Here is a 795-nt window from a genome sequence, read left to right as displayed (position 1 = left end):
GGCAAGTGTTTTTTGTCTTTTCCTTGATAGAACAACGGTTATAGACCTTTAAGAACAAAAAAATTTGACAGTAACCCTTGGAGCATAGGGGGAACTGATATGGATCTGATTCTGATCGTCGGGCCGCAGGCTGTGGGGAAAATGACTGTAGGACAAGCTCTGGAGAAGAAGATTGATGCCAGGCTTCTGTTCAATCATGAAACGATCGATCTGTTTGCCCGATTTCTGGGGTACACACGTGATACGTTTCGTCTGTCTGAAGTCGTCAGGTATGACCTGTTCAAGGCCTTTACTGAACAGCCTGAATCAAATGTCACTCATGGCATCATCTTTACGGTAGTCGCAGGCTTTGATGCGGATTCGGACTGGGACATCCTGAGGAGCTGGTCGTCGCTTTTTCTTGACGCCGGTGGGAATGTATTCTTTATCGAACTTGAAGCGGACCTTGATGTTCGGCTCAAACGTAATAAAAGTGAGCTGCGTCTGTCAATGAAGCCATCGAAAAGAGACGTGGATTTTTCCGAAGCGGAGCTGCTTCAGAGTATGGAAAAGCATAGATTGAATTCCTTTGATGGAGAAGTTGAAGCCAAGTTTCCGGAAGTCAGCTACCTCAAGCTGAATACAACTGAACTGTCAGCCGAAGTGACCGCCGGGAAAATCAATGACTGGCTGCTTGAGAGAGGTTATAATAAAACGACCCGCCCTGAGTAAACAGGACGGGTCGCTTTTTGGTGCGCCCGGCATGGGCGACAACTTGGTGGTGAAAGTCCACTACAGGCTTTGCAGTAGGAACTG

At 47.4% G+C, this 795-nt stretch carries 1 protein-coding gene; it reads left to right on the top strand.

The window, feature by feature from the left end; all coding sequences use genetic code 11:
• Positions 1–99 precede the first annotated feature (99 nt).
• Entirely contained in the window at positions 100–711 is a 612-nt protein-coding gene (locus ABFX15_RS04060) for a DEAD/DEAH box helicase family protein (protein WP_346024221.1), read from the top strand.
• The last annotated feature ends 84 nt before the right edge of the window (positions 712–795 follow it).

Source organism: Alkalibacterium indicireducens, assembly GCF_039522005.1.
In the GTDB taxonomy this organism is placed as follows: domain Bacteria; phylum Bacillota; class Bacilli; order Lactobacillales; family Carnobacteriaceae_A; genus Alkalibacterium; species Alkalibacterium indicireducens.
The sequence above is the reverse complement of the archived record's forward strand: the minus strand, read 5'-3'. Positions and strand labels throughout refer to the sequence as shown.

What these genes read in the sequence shown, in the direction of transcription:
- ABFX15_RS04060 (WP_346024221.1), top strand. Translation starts at nt 100, where the DNA reads ATGGATCTGATTCTGATCGTCGGGCCGCAGGCTGTGGGGAAAATGACT.